This window comes from Vulcanithermus mediatlanticus (genome assembly GCF_055385885.1).
In genome coordinates, this window is sequence record NZ_AP042385.1 from 2,003,346 (window position 1) to 2,020,638 (window position 17,293).

Consider the following 17,293-nt stretch of genomic DNA (forward strand, 5'->3'; position numbering starts at 1 on the left):
GGGCACGGCGGTGGCGTATAGTGTTCGGCGATGCGACGCTGGATTCCGGCCATCCTCCTTGTGGCGATTGGCCTCGCCGCCCTCTACTGGAACAACGAGTCCCGACCCCAATTCCAGTTCCACGGCACGGTGTTGCAAAACCCGAAGCCGGCGCCACGTTTCACGCTCTATACCGCCGGTAACCGCCCCTTCACCCTCAAAGACCTCAACGGAGAGGTCGCGTTGCTCTTTTTCGGTTACACGCACTGCCCCGATGTCTGCCCCACCACCATGGCCCGCCTGGCCGAGATCTACCGAGCCCTCGGGCGCCCCAAGGGCCTACGGGTGGTCATGATCACCATCGACCCCGAGCGCGACAGCCCCGACAGCACCGACCGCTATGCCAAAGCCTTCGACCCCGCTTTCATCGGTCTTTCTGGATCGCCGAAGGCCATCGCGAAAACCGCGGCCAGCTACTACATCTACGTCAAACGAGGCGATCAGGGTTTGTTCGATCATAGCGCCACCGTGACCCTCATCGACAGCCGACAGTACATCCGCCTCTTCTACGGTCAGGACGCGATTTTGGACCGCGAGGGCGTCATCGCCGACCTGCGCTACATCCTGGCCCGCGGAGGAAGCTTTTAACCGTGGCCCGCAAACATAAGGACCGAAACCGCACCTGGCTTTTTGGCCTCGTCGTGCTGCTCGGCCTCGCCCTTGGCCACGGCGGCGATCTCGAAATACGAGAGGCCCGGGTCATCCACACGCCGGAGGGCAACTTCCTCGAACTGGCGCTGGCCTACCCTAGGACGGACACACCACTCACACTCACCATCGTCGTCACCCCCATGGGGGACGGCGTTCTGGAAGTGAAGACCGCCGGTGGCTACCTGCAAACTGCTAAGATGCCCATCCCCTACGGCGTGAGCCTGATCAGCGATCGCACCCGCTACCGCATCCGATTGCCCCAAGACGCCCACAAGGCCAGCGGGCCGCTCCCCGTCACGCTTTTTTTCCCTGGCGGGGGCCTGGTCACCGTCCCGGCCTCCATCGATCAACCCAGGCGCCCTTGGTCTGTGGCGATCGGCATCGGAGCCTTGCTGGCTGGCGCGGCGGTCTTCAGTATCCGAAAGCGGTTAAGATTTGCGACACCTGATCGGATTCGATGAGAAAGGCGTCGTGGCCGTGGGGGCTCCGAATCTCGGCGTATTCGCACCCGGCCAGGAGCGCCGAGCGCTTGACCTCTTCCGCCGGATAGAGCAGGTCGCTGTCGATTCCAACCATGATCGAAGGGATATGGGCGATCCGGTCCAGAGCAGCGGCGAGCCCCCCGCGCCCGCGCCCCACATCATGCCGGTCCATGGCGGCGAGGAGGGTGAGGTAAGTGTTGGCGTCGAAGCGGCGCACGAACTTATCCCCCTGGTAACGCAAATAGCTCTCCGCCTGCTGCGGCTGGTGCCCCCAGCGGAGCTCGAAGCTCCGGGGATGCCGGTAACCCATCATGGCGATCGCCCGGGCAAGGGCGAGCCCGCGGGGCTGCGCGGCGTAGTACCCGGAGGCGAACTCGCGGTCCTCGAGGATCGCCATGCGGCCGAGCTCTGAAAGCCCCCGGGCCCAGGCGCCGTGGCGCAGGGGCGCTGCGAACACGGCGAGCGAGCGGGTTCGCTCCGGGTAGGACACGGCAAACTCCAAGGCCAGCATCCCGCCCATGCTCCCACCGACCACGTCGACCTGCCGCACCCCCAGAAAATCGAGCAGCGCTCGCTGGACGCGAGCCATATCGCGAATGGTGATCGCGGGGAAACGCGGCCCGTACGGCTCGCCATCCGGCCCCTCGCTGAGGGGCCCCGTGGTCCCATAACAGGAACCGAGCACATTGGCGACCACCACGAACCGACGCTCGGTATCGATGGCCTTCCCCGGACCGACCAGGGCATTCCACCAGCCCTTGGCGCCGAAGGCCCGTTCGAGGGGCGTCAGGCGGGCCAAGGTTTCAGGCCGGTAGGTCCCGGCGGCGTGCGCCGAGCCGGTCAAGGCATGGAAGATGAGCGTGGCCCCGGCGCTGGCCTCCCGGGGGCCGTAGGTCTCAAAGCGCACGTCCACGTAGGGCAGCCATCCTCCCAGCTCCAGCGAAAGCCCCTCGCGAAAGAGCCGGACGCTTTTCGGGACGGGCGGCTCGATCTCTGGGCCACTCGGGCGGGGCCGGATCAACAAGGCTTCGTGCTCGCCCCATTCCTCGTAGACGAGCGTGGTCATAGCGCTGCCCCCAAGACGCGGGGAAGGTCGCTCGGCTGCAGGGTGGGTTTTGTGTAGGGCCTGTTCGTTCGTTTCAAGCTTCCCCCCTTGCGACGAGAAGGGGGATCTCCCCTTCCCTTATCGCTCCCGCGTTCGCGGGCCGGCATTGGCACCGACGTGGCTCCTCCCACCGGTTGCCGCGGCTTCACAGGGCCGGTTCCCTCCACCGCTCTCGATAAGAGACCGGGCGCAGGCGAGCCGCCTGCGTTGGCTGTGAGTCTACCCACTGCCACCCTTTTGGTCAAGCATTTGTAATCGGTCAACACATCTGAGACTCTTTTGGGGACCGACTCCGCTTGCATTCTAGCCAGGAACTCAAGAGGCGCAAGGCCGTTGAGCGCACGATGGGGCCTCCTGCGGTTGTAGTAGTCCAGATAGGCGTCGAGCTCCCTTTGGAGCTCGGGGATCCGGGAAGGCAACGGCCGGGTGTAAAACTCCTCCCTGAAGGTCCGCTGCATCCGCTCCACGTGGCCATTGAGCTTGGGACTTCTCGGGGGCAGCACGAAGAGCTCGATACCCAAACGTTGGCAAGTTTCCTCAAACTCGGCCATGAACTCGCTGCCACCGTCCACCTGAATGGCCCTGACGGGAAAGGGGGCCTGGGTGATGAGGTGGGCCAGAAAGCCAGCTGCCAGGTTGGCGGTGGCCCGGGTGTGCACCTCGGCCAGGGAAAAGCGGGTGTAAAGGTCTACCGCCGAAAAATGCTTGACGACCTCCCCGGGTCCTAGGGTCACGGTAAGGGTGTCCACCTGAACCAGGTCGCCGGGTGAGGAGGCGACGTAGCTTTTGGGTTTCCTCCTGGCGTAGGGGCGCCTGGGCCTTCGCTTCACCTTCCCCCGTCTCGCCCGGGCCAGGAAGGCGGCCACGCTTTCAACACGACGGTGCGCTCCCAGGTGGGCCAGGATGCGGCCCACGGTGCGTTCGCTAACCCCAAAGCCTTGCTTCCCCAAGGCCAGCCAGATCGGCCAGCGGCCCCAGGTGGGGTTTTGCTTCCTCAAAGTTTCAATCGCAATGAGAAGTTCGGGCGTCCAGTGGAGCTTTCGTCGCAACCGCCTTGGGCGTTTGGATCTGGGCCCAAGGCCTTTGAGGCCTTCTTCCCTGAGTCGCTTTTTCCAGCGGTAGTAGGTGGCTCGGCTGATTCCCACCAGGGACTGGATCTCGGACCAGCCCACCTTGTGTTTCCGGAACGCCTCGACTTGTTTGAGCTTTCGCAGACGGTCTTGGACCGTGGGGTCGCCCGCTCCAGCCTCCTGGAGCACCTGGGCTTTCCTCGCCCCCCTCCATACCTCCCGGCCAACCGTTGTAAGCTGCATACGTGGGGACCTCCTCTCTCCTGGAGTGGTCCCCACATTCTTATCGATTCGGTCTCACATGTGTCTGTCCGGGTTCAGCATTGCCGGGGTATGATGGGATACGGGGGTGATGGTATGTCGTGTAACGTCGGCAACACCGATCGCATCATCCGCTTCATCATCGGGGCGGTCCTGTTGCTCGCAGTGCTCCTCGGCTGGGTCCAGGCCACAACGGCGTGGGTCCTGGGGATCGTGGGCCTGATCCTCGTTCTCACGGCGTGGGTGAAGTTCTGTCCCCTTTATCGAATTTTGGGGCTGAGTACCTGCAGCGAAGCCTGAACCCCCGGCCGCCCCTCGGGCGGCCGATTCTACGGAGGCCAGATGCCATTCGTACTCGGAATCGCCGGTGGCTCAGGAAGCGGTAAAACCACCGTGGTCGAGCGCGTCCGTCAGATCGTGGGGCCACGCGTGGCCATCCTCCCCATGGATAACTACTACCGTGACCTGGGGCACCTTCCTTTCGAAGAGCGGCAGAAAACCAATTACGATCACCCAGACGCTTTTGACAACGACCTCCTACTCGCCCATCTCGACGCCCTCATCGCCGGACATCCGGTCGAAATGCCCCTATATTCGTTCACCGAGCACCGCCGCCTCCCCCAGACCCAGCGCGTTGACCCCGGCCCGGTGATCGTGGTCGAGGGCATCCTCGCCCTTTTTGACCCCGAACTCAGGGCCCGAATGGACCTCAAGGTGTTCGTCGACGCCGACCCCGACGTGCGGTTCATCCGGCGGCTCATTCGCGACATCGAGGAGCGGGGTCGAAGCGTTGAATCGGTGGTCAAGCAGTACCTCGATACCGTCCGCCCCATGCACCTGACCTTCGTCGAACCGAGCAAGCGCTACGCCGACCTCATCATTCCCCACGGGGGTATGAACACGCCGGCCCTCGAGGTCCTCGCTCTACGGCTGCGGCACGCCCTGGAGGCCGCATCGTGAAGCGATTCCTGCACGCGGTCCTTTTTGTATCGGCGCTTCTCAGCCTTCCGAGCCTCTGGACCCGTTACAGCGCGGAAAAGAACGACACGGTGGCCATCGTCATCGACGGACGGGCTCTTTTGGACCAGGCGCGGACCCAGGGCCTTCCCCCGCAAACGCTCCTGCGCCACTACCGCGAAGCCGGGGTTACCGGCATCGGCATCTACGAAGAAACCGTCAACGATCGCGTCAACCGCGGGGCTGGGCTCTACGTCGCTGGCTCGACGCTCGCCGCCGCCTTCCCCACCGCGGGCTTCCTCGCGGGCTGGCACTACACGACGGTATCGGGGGTCGAAGCCATTCCCCTTCCCCAGCACCGGGTCTTCTGGCAGGGAAACACCTGGATCGGCTTTCCTCGAGACATCGCCTCGATTCCAATCGGCCCCAACAACGAATCGTTGCGGACCGCCTACCGTATGGGCTTTTACATCGTTTACCGGCCGCAAAACCATCGTTACCGACCCTGGCCGGTCACCATCCCCCCGGAGGCTCGTGCCATTGCCTTCGCAGGAAACGAGGCTCTCGGCTGGCCGGACCGGCTCGGCCAGGCCAGTCAGAGCTTTTCCCTCCCGGTGGCGTTCATCGAGGGCGCCCCCCAGCTGGGGCTCGGGGCCTTCACCAAGAACCACGAAGTTCTCCGCCTGTTTAGCCTCAACCCCGCCTACCAGCTCAACCTAGCGCCCGATGTCGCTGCCCGTAAATACGTCCTCGCCGCCCGGGAACGGGGCCACCGGTTGCTCTACTTCCGCCCCTACCCCAAGGCCACCGACACCGAACGCTTCCTCGGCGAGCTCAAAGCCGGCCTCGAGCGTGCGGGGATCTCGCTCGGTCCGCCCAAACCCCTCGTGTTTTCGCCCTCGGGGTGGCGGCTATGGGCCTGGCCGGGTCTGGTCGCCGGTCTGATTCTCCTCTCCCTCGCTTTCCCGGCCCGACTGGCGGCGATCGTGACCGCGGGGCTGCTGGTGGTGGCCTTCGGTTACGGACAGGACCAGGCGGGGCCGCTCCTGGCCGGGCTGACTTTTCCCGCGCTGGGATTTCTCGGCCGGCCCCGGAACATCGTCACCTGGCTCAGGGCCCTTGGCTACACGCTCCTCGGGGCCATCTTCATGAGCGCTCTGGGAAGCACCCAGGCCAGCATGCTGGCGCTTGCGACCTTCCGAGGCGTTGGCCTTTTGCTGATCATCCCCCCGGCACTGGTGTTGCTTTCACAGCTTCCAAAAGACAGTTGGCGCGAGACCCTCGTCCAGCGCCTCAACCAACCGATACGCCTCGTCGAGGCCATGGTCCTCGGGCTCGCTCTGGCCGCCTTCGCTATCGCCCTGCTCCGCCGTGGCAACGACGCGCCGTTCGTCCCCCAGATCGAGCTCCTTCTCCGCGACCAACTCCAGGCGCTGATGATCCGACCCAGGTTCAAAGAGATCTTTGGCCACGCCACCGCCGTCTTCGCCCTGCTCGCACCCATCCCCAACTGGATCCGCAATCTGCTGATCGTGATCGCCGTGATCGCCGAAGCTTCGATCCTCGATAGCTTCGCCCACTACCACACCCCCCTCGTGGTCTCCCTCATCCGGAGTTTGAATGGAATCGTGGCCGGGCTTATCCTGGGGTTACTCGCTTTAGTCCTCTTTCGGTGGGCGCGCAAATGGTTGTGGGAATAGCTGGATACTACGGCTACAAGAACGCGGGCGACGAAGCCATACTCTCTGCGATCATTCAGGAGCTTCGGCGAAGGCGGCTGAAGCCGCTGGTGCTGAGCGCAAACCCCGGGCTCACTCGCGCGGCCCTCAAGGTCCAGACCACCCACCGTCTCAACCCCCTCGGATTGCTCGTCGCCTTTCGAAGAATGGACACGCTGCTTCTCGGCGGCGGTGGGTTGCTGCAGGATCGGACCAGCCGGCGGAGCCTCTGGTATTACCTACAGATCTTTCGCTGGGCCAGGCGGCTGGGAGCGACGCCAATCGTCTTCAACCAATCGCTGGGGCCCCTCTCGCCCGAAGGTGAGCGCGCGGTCACCCGCACGATCGGCGAACATATGATCATCGTCCGGGACCAGCGCTCGCTTGAGTACGCGCAGAGCCTGGGGCTGAGAGCGCGGCTCGGGGCGGACCCGGCGCTTTTGCTCCCCCCGCCGCCCGTGGGGCGCGAGCCGGGCCTGGTCGTCGTGGTCCCAAGATATGGTGTTCCCACCAAACCCCTGGTCGTCGCCAGCTACCGGCTGCTGAAGCTCGGCTATGACGTTCTGGTCCTCGCCATGCAACCGGGGGCCGACGAAGAAACCTTCGAGGCCTTCACCGGCCTGCCCAAGGAAGCGAGCGGCGACCCCAGACGCGTTCACTACCTGCTCGCTTCGGCGAGCTACGTGGTGAGCGCCCGCCTGCACGGCCTCATCCTGGCCGCGAATGCGGGAACGCCTTACCTGGGAATTAACTACGATCCCAAGGTGCTTGGATTCCTCGAGGAGACCAAAGCGCCGGTGCTGCCCACCAACCCCGACCCGGGCGAAATCGTCGACTTCATCACTTCGGGCGCCGCACCCGACTGGCAGGCCGTGGCGCAGCTGAAGGCCCGGGCCCAGCAGAGCTTTGACTGGGTCTTCCAACCGAGTCCTACACCGGCAAACGGACCTTGAGACGTTCCGCGTACGCAGCCAGGCCCATCAGGAGCTCGTCCACACCCACCTGCATTTGAAACTCGCCCGGAGCGATGGCGCGAAGGGCGAAAAAGGGTGGCCCGGAAAGGACCTCCAGCATGCGCGAGGCCACATCTCCGGGGAGTGCGTCCCCCACCTCGGCCACGAGGTCTTCCAGGAGAAAGACCTGCCCTTTGCGGAACGATGAAAGCCCGAGCAGGGTGGCCGAAAACGCGGCGCGCTCGCCGAGCAACGCCTCGACTTCGCGTTCGAGGGCCTCGAGGTCGTCGAGGGTAATTCGCCCTTTGGCGAGCAGCCGCTCGAGTTCCAAAGGACCCAGGGGAAACGCCCGGTGCAACTCGGCAAGGCGGTGGAGCGCTTCCTCGCTCGCCACCGCGAGATGAGGGATGGTCTCGGCCGAGCGGCCCGCCGTTACGAGGAGCGCGTAGGTCGCTTGCTGCTGCCGCTGAGCCTCGAGCAGTTGCTTGGGGTCCAGCTCACCTTCACGGCAAGCAACGACGGTGTAGGCCTTACGCCCCATTCGGGAACGAAGGTGCCAGAACGACCCCTTTGCCGCAGCTTCCAGACCTATGGTCTTGAGCGCTTGAACATAAGGCGGGGGCGCCGCTTGCTGGGGATAGAGGACCTGACGAGGATACGGGGTGACCTCGACCCGCTTCGACGGTGGGGCAGGTTTTTCCTGGCGCTTGGAGACCGCCCCGCTCAGCACCTTTGCCCGTTGCTCGCTGGCCGGCCTGGAACGGACCCGTCGGCCGACCACCTCGACGCTCACCACTTCCCCTTCACGAACGAGTCTCAGTTGCTGGTTGGGCGCAAGCTCAAGCGCCTCAAAGAGCGCGTGGGCACCGGTAACCATTCCAGCCTCGCGGTCCACCCTCAGGTCATAGGTTTCGCCATCGGGTCCCATAACCTGCACCTGGGACGCTTCGCCAAACACCCGTCGTAAAGAGGGCGTGAGCCTGAGGCTCCCGCTCCCGATACACGCTGAGGTCACCGTATACCTCGCCTCATTCATAGTGCCTCCAAAGGAAGCGCCGTTCCCGAGCTCAGGATGTAGTAGAGCTCGTGGGCCACCTGCATGGCTGCCTCGGCATCAGCAAGCGCTCGGTGCCGGCGCGCTACGGGGATAAGCAGTACCTCCACCAACGATCCAAGCCCATACCTTCGTACCCCTGGTAACCCCTTCCGGGCCCAGCCCAGTGTATCTATCACCTTGGGTTCTATCTTATACCCAACCCTGCGCAAATGGGGCCGGAGAAAGCCGAGATCAAAGGGGGCGTTTTGGATCACCCAGGTGGCGTCCTCTAAAAGCGGCCTCGCCGTTTCCAAAACCTCCTCGATGGTGGGAGCATCGCAAACATCGTTCTCACGAATGCCGGTCAACGCCTGGATTCGGGGCGGGATGGGCCTCCCCGGTTGAACGAAGCTTTGAAAGCGAACCCAGTGCGCGCCCTCTCTTCGTACCAGTGCAAACTCCGTAATCCCATCGTGGGCCGGCGAAAGACCGGTGGTCTCGATATCAATCGCAACCAGTGGCCGGCCGTCGGGCGGGAACGGATAACGCCATTCCCAAAGCCCAAGCCGCCCATCTTCGTAGAAAAATCGCCCGTCTCGCCACTCAGGCAGAACAGGTACGGGTACGGGCTGCCCTAGACGCCGCAGCTTCCAAACCCATCGTGAAGCGTAGCGATAACGGGCCTCCACACCCTCAGCATAGCGCCAATATCACGCCCCGTCCCGCGCCTTCGCCCCTGCCCAACCCTCGATCCACCAGGCAAGAAGGCCGTCCCAGGCTTCATCGCCCATTCGGGGCAGGTAAACCACGTCACCGGGTTCGCGACGGAACCAGGTGTATTGGCGTTTGGCGTAGCGCCAGACGGCGCGCCAATCCTCTTCGATCGCCGCCTCCAGGCTCATCTCACCGCGCAAGTAGCGAACGACCTCTTTGTAGCCGATGGTCTGAATGGCCGTCGGCATATGCGGGTAACGCGCGAGCAGGCCGCGCACCTCTTCGACCAGACCGGCTTCGAACTGGGCCAGGGCCCTGGCCTGGATCACGGGGAGCAAGCGCTCGCGCTCTGGCCAGAGGATGAGCTTACGGTAGGCAAACCGGGGTGAAGCCCAGGGGAGCTCGGCGGGCGGACGGCCCGTCTTGCGCAGCACGAAGAGCGCCCGCAAAAGCCTGCGAGCATTGCCCTTAACCCGCATCGCATCCTGGGGAGACACGCGGGCAAGCTCTTGGTGGAGTCGGGCGAACCCCTTCTCGGCGAGTTCGACCTCGAGGGCCCGGGTCAACTCCGGATCGGGCGGGGGAACCCGGTAAAACCCGTGCGAAAGGGCGCGGATGTAATAGCCGCTCCCACCCACGACCAGGGGAATCCGCCCCCGGCGCAAAACCGCCTCTATGGCACGCTCGGCGGCCTGAACGAACCAGACGACGCTCACCGCCTGGTCCGGGTCCAAAACATCGATCAGGTGATGGGGAATCCGCTCGCGCTCCTCGCGGGTGGGTTTCGCGGTCCCAATGTCCAGCCCCCGGTAGAAAAGGGTGGCATCGGCATTAATAATCTCCAGACCAAAGCGCTCCGCCAGCTTGAGCGCCAGACGGCTCTTCCCCGTCGCCGTCGGGCCCGTCAGTATGGGGATGGGCGTCATCTTCTACGCCCTTTTTCGTACCACGTGGCACTTCCGGCAGCGGGCCTCGTAGGTTTCCTCGGCGCCGACCAGGATAATGGGATCGTCTTCGAAGGCCGGCTGCCCCTCGATGAGTCGCTGCGTACGGGTCGCAGGCGCTCCGCAGCGCACGCAAACCGCGGTGAGCTTCTCGACGAACTCGGCCCGGGCCAGGAGCTCGGGGACGACGCCGAAGGGCTCGCCCCTAAAGTCGAGATCGAGGCCGCCCAGGATCACGCGAACGCCAGCGTCAGCCAGCGAGGTCACCACGGGCACGATCGCAGCGTCGAAAAACTGCACTTCATCCACCGCCACCACATCCGGAAGCGGATCCGAGAGCGCGGCCTCGAGCGCGGCAGCGTTTTCCACCGCGATCGCCTCAACCCGCCGCCCATCGTGGCTCACCACGTCGACATCGTGATAGCGGTTATCGAGCCGGGGCTTGAACACCTGGACCTTTTGGCCCGCGATCAAGGCCCGCTTAACCCGGCGAATGAGCTCTTCTGATTTTCCGGAAAACATGGGGCCGACGACGATCTCGACCCAGCCGCCGCTCATCCTACCGTGTGGCATCGATCAGCCCCAAAACGCCGGGGCCCAAAGGGCCCCGGTTTCACGAACGCTTCTTGAGGTTTTTCTTGTAGGAGTCTCCGTAACGGCGCTGGAAGCGCTCCACGCGCCCCTCGGTATCCACGAAGCGCTGCTGGCCGGTAAAAAACGGGTGGCAGGCCGAGCACACCTCGACGTGGATCTCGGGCTTGGTCGAATAGGTTTCGATGACGTTGCCGCACCCGCAAATAATCCGGGCCGGAACCAGCTTCGGATGCAAACCTTGTTTCATCGTTTCCTCCCCGGCGCACGGTCGTGGTCGTGCGCACACCCATACACCCTACCAGCCAGCCGCAAAACACGCAAGGCGAGGCTTCATGGGCCGAGGATCGTTTGCCATTTCTCAAACGGCATGAATCCAACGTATTTCTTGCCGTTAATGAAGAAGGTGGGCGTACCGTCAACTCCGAGCGAGGCCGCAAGTTTTTGATCGAAGGCGACCTCCTCGCGGGTCTTGCCCTCCTCGATGCACGCTTTGAGCCGACCGGTGTCCAGGCTGAGCTGCCGCGCATAGTCCAGCGCCCGCCCGATCAACGCCTCCCCGGTTTTGCCAGCCCAATCGTCAACCGCCCGGAAGAGCAGTTCGTGGTAGGCCACGAACCTCTCGGGATCTTGCTCGTAGACGCAGGCGGAAGCGACGCTCATATCGAACACGTCGGTCTGACCGGAAAAGGGCAGCGCCCGGAAAACGTAACGGACCTTACCGGAATCGACGTACCGGGCGAAGATCTTGGGCAGCGCATTGAGGGCGTGGTTTCGGCAGTGCGGGCACCGGTAGTTGGAAAAATCCACCACGGTGACCGGCGCGTCCGGGGCGCCGTAAACGATCCGGGCCTGGAGCAACGGATCCGGGTTTTGAATACCGCCGGAAGCGGTGCCCGCCGGGGCTTTGGAGCGACCCAAGAACCACACACCGCCGATCACAACCAGTGCGACGACGACCAGTACCCCAAAGAGTGTCCTCTGCATGCGAACCATTCTCCCACAAAAGGACCGGGGCTTTACGCCCACTGCCTGCGGTAGAGGGCGGCCACCTCCTCCGAGGTCGTGGCCTCGGTCGCCCCCTTATCGTCACGAAAACGAACAAAACGGGGAAAGCGCAGCGCAAGCCCCCGGTCGGCCTTGATGGCGCCGTAGGCGCAGGTATGGTTGGGGCTCAGGGTAATCTCCTGGGCTTCCACCTCCACCACCACCGCGGGCTCAAACCACACATCGGGAGTCAAAAGCGCCTGAACCCGGGGGGGCGGGGCTTCAACTCGGTGGGGCAGGAGCCGATCTGGCAGGGCACTCAGCAGGTCTTCATCGGTAAATCCCGAGCCCAGTTTGCTCACGGTTTCAAAACGACCGGCTTCCGGGTTATAGGTCGCCACCAGCAAACTGCCAAAGGTTCCGCTCCGGCGCCCGCGACCCCACCAGGCCCCCACCACGACCGTGTCGAAGGTGTCGGGCAGACGTCCTCCCAGCTCGCCCTTGAATTTCACCCACTTGAAGCCTCGTTTTCCCGCTTCGTATCCGGCGTCGAGCCGCTTGCACATCAGCCCCTCGCACCCCGAATCCAAGGCCTGCTCGAAGAAGGCCTCGAGCTCATCGATGGTGGCAATGCGACGCCCGGTCGCGATCTCGAAGCGCTCGCTTCGAGGAAGGAAGGCCTCCAGTCGCTGACGCCTGGTCTCATAGGGCAGGTCCACCAAGGGCTCGCCGTCGAGGTAGAGGAGCTCGAAGGCGAAGGCCTTGACCGGGTAACGGGCCACGAGCTCGGGAGTCAGATGTTTGACCTTGCGGTTTAAAACGTACTGGAAGGGGCGCATCTCCCCGCTCTCCGGGTCGATCACCACGGCCTCGGCCTCGAGGATGAATGACCTCGTGACCACTCCAGCCAGGGCTTCGAGCAAGTCGGGATATTGGTGGGTAATGTTCTCGGTTCGCCGGGAAAAAACCCAGAAACGCTCGCCGTTGTAATGGATCTGGACCCGCTCGCCGTCATACTTGAACTCGGCCAGATGGGGCCCGAGTTTCTCGATGATGGCGCCGGCCCCCGGCAGGCGTTCAGCGAGCATCATCCTGACTGGCTTTCCGACCGTCACCTTGACCCGCTTGAGCGCCTCCTCGCCCTCAGGCGCCAGACGGGCAACATAGGCCAGGTCCGAAGTCAGGTTGTAGGCGCGTTCGAGCAACGGGCGCTTTTTCCGGGACCCCAGGATGGCCTCGGCGAGGGCCTCGAGGATCGTCGCTTCGCCAACGCCGAGCCGCAGTTTTCCGGTCACGATTCTGAGAATGTAGCGGGCCTCGAGGGGGCTGGAACTTTCGAGCAGCTTTCCCAAACGCTCACGCTTGCGTTGCTGTGAACCGACGCCGGAATCCTCGGCGAGGGCACGCAAGGCAGCGTAAACCTCGCCAATCGAAAGCGTTCCCTCTCGCTCAGGCAAAAGCTGCATCGCCAGACCGCCAATGTCGCCGGACTCTCGCACCCGGGACAAAACGGCCTTCTCCTCCATGCCGAGGACGAGCGCCAGGGCCTTGGCGGCCTCCCGCTCGGCGACGCCGAACTCGAGCCCCTCGAACGAAGGGGCGACCTTCCCGGTGAGCAAAAGCACGGCCTCGGGGAGCTCGCGGGCATCGAGCGAGCGAAAAAGACCCGAGAGCAAGCGGATAATTTCCAACCGCGCCGAGACCGATTCGATCTCGGAGAGATACTCGGAAAAGCGCTGGAAGGTCATGGTTTCACTCTATCGATTTCCGCCCGGACCATCACCCCTCCCCAAACCGAAGGGGCATGGTGTAGCGTCGGGTTGATGCTGGTCCTGGCCCTCGACACCGCGACCCCCTACCTGGTTCTCGGTCTTCCCCACGCCGAGCTCAGCGTCCACCTGGAACGACGCCATGGCGAGGCCATCGTGGGGTGGGCCGAGACGTTCCTTTCCCAACATCGTCTCCGACCCGCGGATATCGACGCCGTGGCCGTGGGGCAGGGTCCGGGCTCGTACACGGGGGTTCGCGTGGGGCTCGCCTTCGCCCAGGGCTTTGCCCGATCCCTCGGGGTCCCCCTGGTCGGTGTCGACACCCTCATGGCGATCGCGGCGCGCAAGAGAGGACGGGTCGCGCCCGCGATCACGGCGCGCAACGGCCTTCGCTACGCCGGACTTTACGAAGTGGGCGAAACAATCGAGGTTCTCAAGCCACCGGCCAAACTCGACGCCAGGGCGTATGCCGAGCTCCCGGGCTGCCACCTCGTGGACTCGCCCCCATCCGGGATGGCGCTGGCCTGGATCGCGATCGAAAAGCTCCGACGCGGCGAGCGCGGCATTGCGCCCCACTACCTCTAGCCATCTCAGCTACAATACGGTGAGATGAAAATCATACGTATCCTCCTGAGCATGCTCCTCTTCGCCGGCGCCGCACTGGCGGCCAGCTTGCCTGCCCTGGTCCCGACCGGTGCGGTGACAGGGCTGTATGCCCGCAACCTAGCGATTAAAAAGGCCTTCCTCATCGATTTCCAAATCGAACTCAAGCGGCAGCAGCTCACGCTCGACGACCTCATCAACGAATTCGCAAACGACGCGCCATCCGACCTCAGCGAGATTCGACCGTTGCTGAAGCTTATGAGCATCGACCTCGTAGGGCAGGAAGGGCTGGCTGTGGCCTACCCCGACGGCACCTTTTTGGCCCTGGCCCGACCTTCGCCCAAAGACCGGAGCCGGATATTTGAAACCGTCAAAACGCTCCTCAAAGACGCCCAAAAAGAAGGGGCGTGGACGGTAAAGCACTACCCCAGCGAGTCGGGGTCGGCGATCGTCGCCGGGTACAGCCAGGACACGCTGCTTGTCGCGAGCGAGCCCGCGTTCGAGCGGTTCCTCGACCCATCGAGCCCCAAGGGGCTTTCCCTGCCACTCGGGGGGGATCTGGTCTACTTCCTCGACCTGGAGCCGCTCGGACCGATGCTCTCTTCGGTGTTTGAGGGAGAAGGACTGCCGCCGTCCCTGCTCAAAGCCATCCAAACCCCCAGGCGCTACGCCTTTTCCCTTTCGATCGAAAAAGCCGGGATCGTATCCAAGAGTGAATTCGCCTTTGCCCCGGAGGGCGACCGGGCCCTCAAAGCCCTCTTCCTGAATCACGGTCGGCCCTGGCCCCTTGCGGCACTGCCGCAAGGCATCTCGGTCACGAGTCTCTACCTGCCCCTGCCCCAGCTTGGCGAATATCTCTCGAACCTCCTCGGCCAGTCCGGCATGGGGCTTCAGATCGACCTCTCCGCCTTCGGGAACCGGCTGGCCCTGATCAACGTCGAAGGCCAGTCGAACACGGCGGTCATGGCCATGCAGAATCCGGCCGGGGACTTGCTGGTCATCCTCGAGGCGAGCGACGCCCTCACGGCCGAGGCCAACCTCCTGGCCTGGCTGCAGATGGCCGCCGCCAGCGCGACGCCCGAGGGCAGCGGAGGCTTTGCCCTTCGCCAAACCACCATCGCCGGCCAAACGGCAAAGGCCGTTCAGGTCGGGATGATGGGCGAGGTCTACCTCTTCAACCTGGGAGACCGGGTGGCCCTGGCCACGAGCAAGACGGCGGCCGAAGCCCTCTTTGGCCCCCGTCTGGGTGAAAACCCCGAGTTCCGGGCCAAGGCCGACTTTTATCCCGATACCGCCTTGCAGCTAAGCTTTTCCGACAATCGACGGGCCTGGAAACTGGCCGCCGAGCAGCTGCTCGCAACCACGCCCATGCTGGCGCAAAACGGAGAATCGCTGCAAAAAACCATGCGTTTCATGCAACGCCTGAGCGCCTTTTTGAGTTTCGTGGCCGAACGTAGCGGTGCTTCGCTCAGTTACACCCGGGCTCAGGACAACACGCTCGTCACCGAAGGGCTCACGGAGGTGCGTTGGTAGGGTTTTGGCAACCGCTCACGCTGGCCCTCATCCCCCCCGTCTGGCTGATCCTCTACCTCCTGCACCGAAGGCGGACCCCGCCTCTACGTGAGGTCGGGGGCCTCTTTCTCTGGCAACGGGCGAGCGGAGGTGGCCGCCGTAGCCGCCGGGTTGACCTCTCCCTGCTCCTGCTGCTCCTGGCCTCCGCTGCCGCCATCGCCGCGCTGGCAAAGCCCTGGCTGCGGCAAACTCGGCCCCAGCAATGGGTGATCGTGCTCGACGCCTCCGCCTCCATGGCCGCCGGTGGTCGCTGGACCCGGGCCATCGACGAGGCTCGAGCCCAGCTCGGGAAAGCCCAGCGGGCGGTGGTGGTTCGGGCCGGGCTCAACCCCACGGTCTTCGGTCCGGCACCGGGACGGGATCTTCTGGCGACGCTCGACGCGCTCAGGCCGGGCGATGCCAGCGCCGATCTCGCCCTGGCCATTCGCACCGGCCAGCGCCAGCTGCCGGGCGCGCAAACGCTCCTCATCACCGACGCGCCGCCACCTTTGGGCCTCCGCACCTTTTATCTGAACGTCGCCGGCGAGGAACGCAACGTGGGCATCACCGCCCTGCGACCGGGATTCGTGGCCCTTGGCAACACCGGGCCCGGCCTCTGGCGGGGATCGGTCAAGATCAACGGCAAAGCCTACCCCATCGAGGTGCCTGCCCAGGGCTTTGCCTGGCGCAGGATCGAAGCCTCGGGCGACCTGGTCGCGGCCCTCGAAAACGGAGGCGACCTGGAGCTCGATGACCGGTCATTTTGGATCCGCGCCCATCCCCGGATCGTTCTCCCACAGCCCCGCCCTGCCCTGCTTCGCGTCTTCCGTCTCCTCGAGGTCCGACCGGTGCCCCGACCTCCAGCGCCACTCGCGGTCCGAATCGCACGGCCCACGGAAACACCCTCCGTCCCAACCCTCTACTTCACGCCCGAAGGCGCCGAAGGTGCGACGACCACCGTCGTCGATCGGGACCCCGACCACCCTGCGCTCCGCGGCGTCCGCCTGATTGGCAGCGCGTTGCCGCTGCCACCGCCCCCGCCGCCGGGGTGGAAACCGATCGCGGTCGACGGAAAGGGGCGGGGGCTGATCTATGCCAACGGGCCGAGCCTCTACCTTCCTCCCATCGAGCGCCTGGCCAACATGCCCGCCTTCCCCGTACTCGTCTATAACTTCCTCGCCCCCCACCTGAGGGCGGCCAAACCTCTGGGGACCGATGGCGTGCTCTCGCCTCAGGTTCGGGCGAACGTCGCCTACGTGCTCGAGTCGCCCGGCGAAACCCTGCTTCCCAGCAAAGAGTCCAGCACCCTTCCCCAAGACGGCGAGCGGCGTCCCATCGGCAGCTGGCTTTTCGTCACCGCCGCACTGGTGCTGGGTTTGGAACGCTGGCTCTCCGTCCGGCGGGAAGGGAATAGACTCGTCGTATGATCGTACGCCACCTGAGCGAAGAGGATTTTCCCCGCATCCAAGCCTTCGAACGCGAGCACCTCGATCCCCAACTGCCGGAAAAGGCCTCGCTCGCCGCCTTCCGGCACTTCGCCAGGAGCGGCCACAGCTTCATCGCCGAGACGCGACAGGGCGAACCGCGCGGCTTCGTCCTGGCGCAGGCGGTCTGGCAAGGGGCCTGGGCGACCGTTCTCGTAAGCCGCATCCTGGCGGCGGACGAAACCGCTTACCAAGCCCTTCTGCGAGCCCTGGTCAAGTCCGCCCACGACGCCGGGGTCTACGAGGTCGCCCTTTTCATCCGCGAGGCCACCCCGCTCGCCCGGGCGGCCGCTTCGATGGAATTCCAGGTCGGTCCCCTGGTTTTAGCCCGAAAGCGCCTGGGAAGGCGGCCCGATCCCGGGGGCGTTTTAGAATGAA

Annotated in this window: 18 protein-coding genes, 1 pseudogene and 1 riboswitch; of the genes and pseudogenes, 10 read left to right on the forward strand and 9 right to left on the reverse strand. The window is 64.4% G+C overall.

Annotation, left to right across the window (positions count from 1 at the left end; genetic code table 11):
- The first annotated feature begins 30 nt into the window (after positions 1 to 30).
- Positions 31 to 627 carry an SCO family protein gene (locus ACZ5BT_RS11340; RefSeq protein ID WP_464884692.1) on the forward strand — a complete coding sequence of 199 codons (597 nt, stop codon included), beginning with the start codon at positions 31 to 33 and terminating at the stop codon, positions 625 to 627.
- 2 nt (positions 628 to 629) lie between these two features.
- On the forward strand, positions 630 to 1,151 hold the full coding sequence (locus ACZ5BT_RS11345) for a hypothetical protein (RefSeq protein WP_464884693.1): 522 nt from the start codon (positions 630 to 632) through the stop codon (positions 1,149 to 1,151).
- On the opposite strand, the gene metX is transcribed toward ACZ5BT_RS11345, so the two are convergent.
- Positions 1,102 to 2,238: a homoserine O-acetyltransferase MetX gene (gene metX / locus ACZ5BT_RS11350; protein WP_464884694.1), complete on the reverse strand. Its 1,137-nt coding sequence runs from the start codon at positions 2,236 to 2,238 to the stop codon at positions 1,102 to 1,104. The two genes, ACZ5BT_RS11345 and metX, sit on opposite strands and share 50 nt — an antisense overlap.
- A 114-nt stretch (positions 2,239 to 2,352) precedes the next feature.
- A riboswitch (SAM riboswitch) is annotated at positions 2,353 to 2,459 on the reverse strand.
- Between the two features lie 57 nt (positions 2,460 to 2,516).
- Positions 2,517 to 3,590 (reverse strand): annotated as a pseudogene (locus tag ACZ5BT_RS11355) (integrase core domain-containing protein); the annotation flags it as partial.
- 114 nt (positions 3,591 to 3,704) lie between these two features.
- Here ACZ5BT_RS11355 and ACZ5BT_RS11360 point away from each other — a divergent pair.
- From ACZ5BT_RS11360 to csaB, 4 genes are read left to right on the forward strand one after another with little or no spacing between them, the layout of a single operon-like run.
- The gene (locus tag ACZ5BT_RS11360) at positions 3,705 to 3,908 is read left to right on the forward strand and encodes a YgaP family membrane protein (RefSeq protein ID WP_464884695.1); all 204 of its coding nucleotides are present in this window, start codon (positions 3,705 to 3,707) and stop codon (positions 3,906 to 3,908) included.
- 42 nt (positions 3,909 to 3,950) lie between these two features.
- Positions 3,951 to 4,568 carry a uridine kinase gene (gene udk / locus ACZ5BT_RS11365; protein ID WP_464884696.1) on the forward strand — a complete coding sequence of 206 codons (618 nt, stop codon included), beginning with the start codon at positions 3,951 to 3,953 and terminating at the stop codon, positions 4,566 to 4,568.
- Positions 4,565 to 6,265 (forward strand): DUF5693 family protein, encoded by a 1,701-nt coding sequence (locus tag ACZ5BT_RS11370; RefSeq protein ID WP_464884697.1) that lies wholly within the window; start codon positions 4,565 to 4,567, stop codon positions 6,263 to 6,265. Before udk ends, ACZ5BT_RS11370 begins: the two co-directional genes overlap by 4 nt.
- Entirely contained in the window at positions 6,250 to 7,236 is a 987-nt protein-coding gene (gene csaB / locus ACZ5BT_RS11375) for a polysaccharide pyruvyl transferase CsaB (RefSeq protein WP_464884698.1), read from the forward strand. Before ACZ5BT_RS11370 ends, csaB begins: the two co-directional genes overlap by 16 nt.
- On the opposite strand, the gene ACZ5BT_RS11380 is transcribed toward csaB, so the two are convergent.
- From ACZ5BT_RS11380 to ACZ5BT_RS11410, 7 genes are all read right to left on the reverse strand, one after another.
- Entirely contained in the window at positions 7,214 to 8,164 is a 951-nt protein-coding gene (locus tag ACZ5BT_RS11380; protein ID WP_464884699.1) for a hypothetical protein, read from the reverse strand. The genes csaB and ACZ5BT_RS11380 overlap by 23 nt on opposite strands.
- A gap of 104 nt (positions 8,165 to 8,268) precedes the next feature.
- The gene (locus tag ACZ5BT_RS11385; protein ID WP_464884700.1) at positions 8,269 to 8,961 is read right to left on the reverse strand and encodes a 3'-5' exonuclease; all 693 of its coding nucleotides are present in this window, start codon (positions 8,959 to 8,961) and stop codon (positions 8,269 to 8,271) included.
- A 21-nt stretch (positions 8,962 to 8,982) separates the two neighbouring features.
- On the reverse strand, positions 8,983 to 9,912 hold the full coding sequence (gene miaA, locus ACZ5BT_RS11390) for a tRNA (adenosine(37)-N6)-dimethylallyltransferase MiaA (protein WP_464884701.1): 930 nt from the start codon (positions 9,910 to 9,912) through the stop codon (positions 8,983 to 8,985).
- A 3-nt stretch (positions 9,913 to 9,915) separates the two neighbouring features.
- The gene (locus ACZ5BT_RS11395) at positions 9,916 to 10,503 is read right to left on the reverse strand and encodes a thymidine kinase (protein WP_464884702.1); all 588 of its coding nucleotides are present in this window, start codon (positions 10,501 to 10,503) and stop codon (positions 9,916 to 9,918) included.
- Positions 10,504 to 10,543: 40 nt separating this feature from the next.
- Positions 10,544 to 10,771, reverse strand: a complete 228-nt coding sequence (gene rpmE, locus ACZ5BT_RS11400; protein ID WP_464884703.1) for a 50S ribosomal protein L31 — start codon at positions 10,769 to 10,771, stop codon at positions 10,544 to 10,546.
- 83 nt (positions 10,772 to 10,854) lie between these two features.
- Positions 10,855 to 11,508 (reverse strand): DsbA family protein, encoded by a 654-nt coding sequence (locus ACZ5BT_RS11405; protein WP_464884704.1) that lies wholly within the window; start codon positions 11,506 to 11,508, stop codon positions 10,855 to 10,857.
- A 32-nt stretch (positions 11,509 to 11,540) separates the two neighbouring features.
- Complete coding sequence (locus ACZ5BT_RS11410; RefSeq protein ID WP_464884705.1) at positions 11,541 to 13,256, reverse strand: ATP-dependent DNA ligase; 1,716 nt, start codon at positions 13,254 to 13,256, stop codon at positions 11,541 to 11,543.
- A gap of 75 nt (positions 13,257 to 13,331) precedes the next feature.
- On the opposite strand from ACZ5BT_RS11410, the gene tsaB reads away from it, so the two are divergent.
- Genes tsaB through ACZ5BT_RS11430 form a run of 4 tightly spaced genes read left to right on the forward strand, consistent with a single transcriptional unit; the run spans position 13,332 to position 17,292 of the window.
- Complete coding sequence (gene tsaB, locus ACZ5BT_RS11415; RefSeq protein WP_464884706.1) at positions 13,332 to 13,862, forward strand: tRNA (adenosine(37)-N6)-threonylcarbamoyltransferase complex dimerization subunit type 1 TsaB; 531 nt, start codon at positions 13,332 to 13,334, stop codon at positions 13,860 to 13,862.
- 24 nt (positions 13,863 to 13,886) lie between these two features.
- Positions 13,887 to 15,413: a hypothetical protein gene (locus ACZ5BT_RS11420; protein WP_464884707.1), complete on the forward strand. Its 1,527-nt coding sequence runs from the start codon at positions 13,887 to 13,889 to the stop codon at positions 15,411 to 15,413.
- Positions 15,407 to 16,858: a BatA domain-containing protein gene (locus ACZ5BT_RS11425; protein WP_464884708.1), complete on the forward strand. Its 1,452-nt coding sequence runs from the start codon at positions 15,407 to 15,409 to the stop codon at positions 16,856 to 16,858. The genes ACZ5BT_RS11420 and ACZ5BT_RS11425 overlap by 7 nt, the downstream gene beginning before the upstream one ends.
- Positions 16,855 to 17,292 carry a DUF1999 family protein gene (locus tag ACZ5BT_RS11430; RefSeq protein ID WP_464884709.1) on the forward strand — a complete coding sequence of 146 codons (438 nt, stop codon included), beginning with the start codon at positions 16,855 to 16,857 and terminating at the stop codon, positions 17,290 to 17,292. Before ACZ5BT_RS11425 ends, ACZ5BT_RS11430 begins: the two co-directional genes overlap by 4 nt.
- Position 17,293: the final 1 nt, after the last annotated feature.

What these genes read in the sequence shown, in the direction of transcription:
- ACZ5BT_RS11340 (WP_464884692.1), top strand. Translation starts at nt 31, where the DNA reads ATGCGACGCTGGATTCCGGCCATCCTCCTTGTGGCGATTGGCCTCGCC.
- metX (WP_464884694.1), bottom strand. Translation starts at nt 2,238, where the DNA reads ATGACCACGCTCGTCTACGAGGAATGGGGCGAGCACGAAGCCTTGTTG.
- ACZ5BT_RS11360 (WP_464884695.1), top strand. Translation starts at nt 3,705, where the DNA reads ATGTCGTGTAACGTCGGCAACACCGATCGCATCATCCGCTTCATCATC.
- udk (WP_464884696.1), top strand. Translation starts at nt 3,951, where the DNA reads ATGCCATTCGTACTCGGAATCGCCGGTGGCTCAGGAAGCGGTAAAACC.
- csaB (WP_464884698.1), top strand. Translation starts at nt 6,250, where the DNA reads ATGGTTGTGGGAATAGCTGGATACTACGGCTACAAGAACGCGGGCGAC.
- ACZ5BT_RS11380 (WP_464884699.1), bottom strand. Translation starts at nt 8,164, where the DNA reads ATGGGACCCGATGGCGAAACCTATGACCTGAGGGTGGACCGCGAGGCT.
- miaA (WP_464884701.1), bottom strand. Translation starts at nt 9,912, where the DNA reads ATGACGCCCATCCCCATACTGACGGGCCCGACGGCGACGGGGAAGAGC.
- ACZ5BT_RS11395 (WP_464884702.1), bottom strand. Translation starts at nt 10,503, where the DNA reads ATGCCACACGGTAGGATGAGCGGCGGCTGGGTCGAGATCGTCGTCGGC.
- rpmE (WP_464884703.1), bottom strand. Translation starts at nt 10,771, where the DNA reads ATGAAACAAGGTTTGCATCCGAAGCTGGTTCCGGCCCGGATTATTTGC.
- ACZ5BT_RS11405 (WP_464884704.1), bottom strand. Translation starts at nt 11,508, where the DNA reads ATGCAGAGGACACTCTTTGGGGTACTGGTCGTCGTCGCACTGGTTGTG.
- ACZ5BT_RS11410 (WP_464884705.1), bottom strand. Translation starts at nt 13,256, where the DNA reads ATGACCTTCCAGCGCTTTTCCGAGTATCTCTCCGAGATCGAATCGGTC.
- tsaB (WP_464884706.1), top strand. Translation starts at nt 13,332, where the DNA reads ATGCTGGTCCTGGCCCTCGACACCGCGACCCCCTACCTGGTTCTCGGT.
- ACZ5BT_RS11420 (WP_464884707.1), top strand. Translation starts at nt 13,887, where the DNA reads ATGAAAATCATACGTATCCTCCTGAGCATGCTCCTCTTCGCCGGCGCC.
- ACZ5BT_RS11430 (WP_464884709.1), top strand. Translation starts at nt 16,855, where the DNA reads ATGATCGTACGCCACCTGAGCGAAGAGGATTTTCCCCGCATCCAAGCC.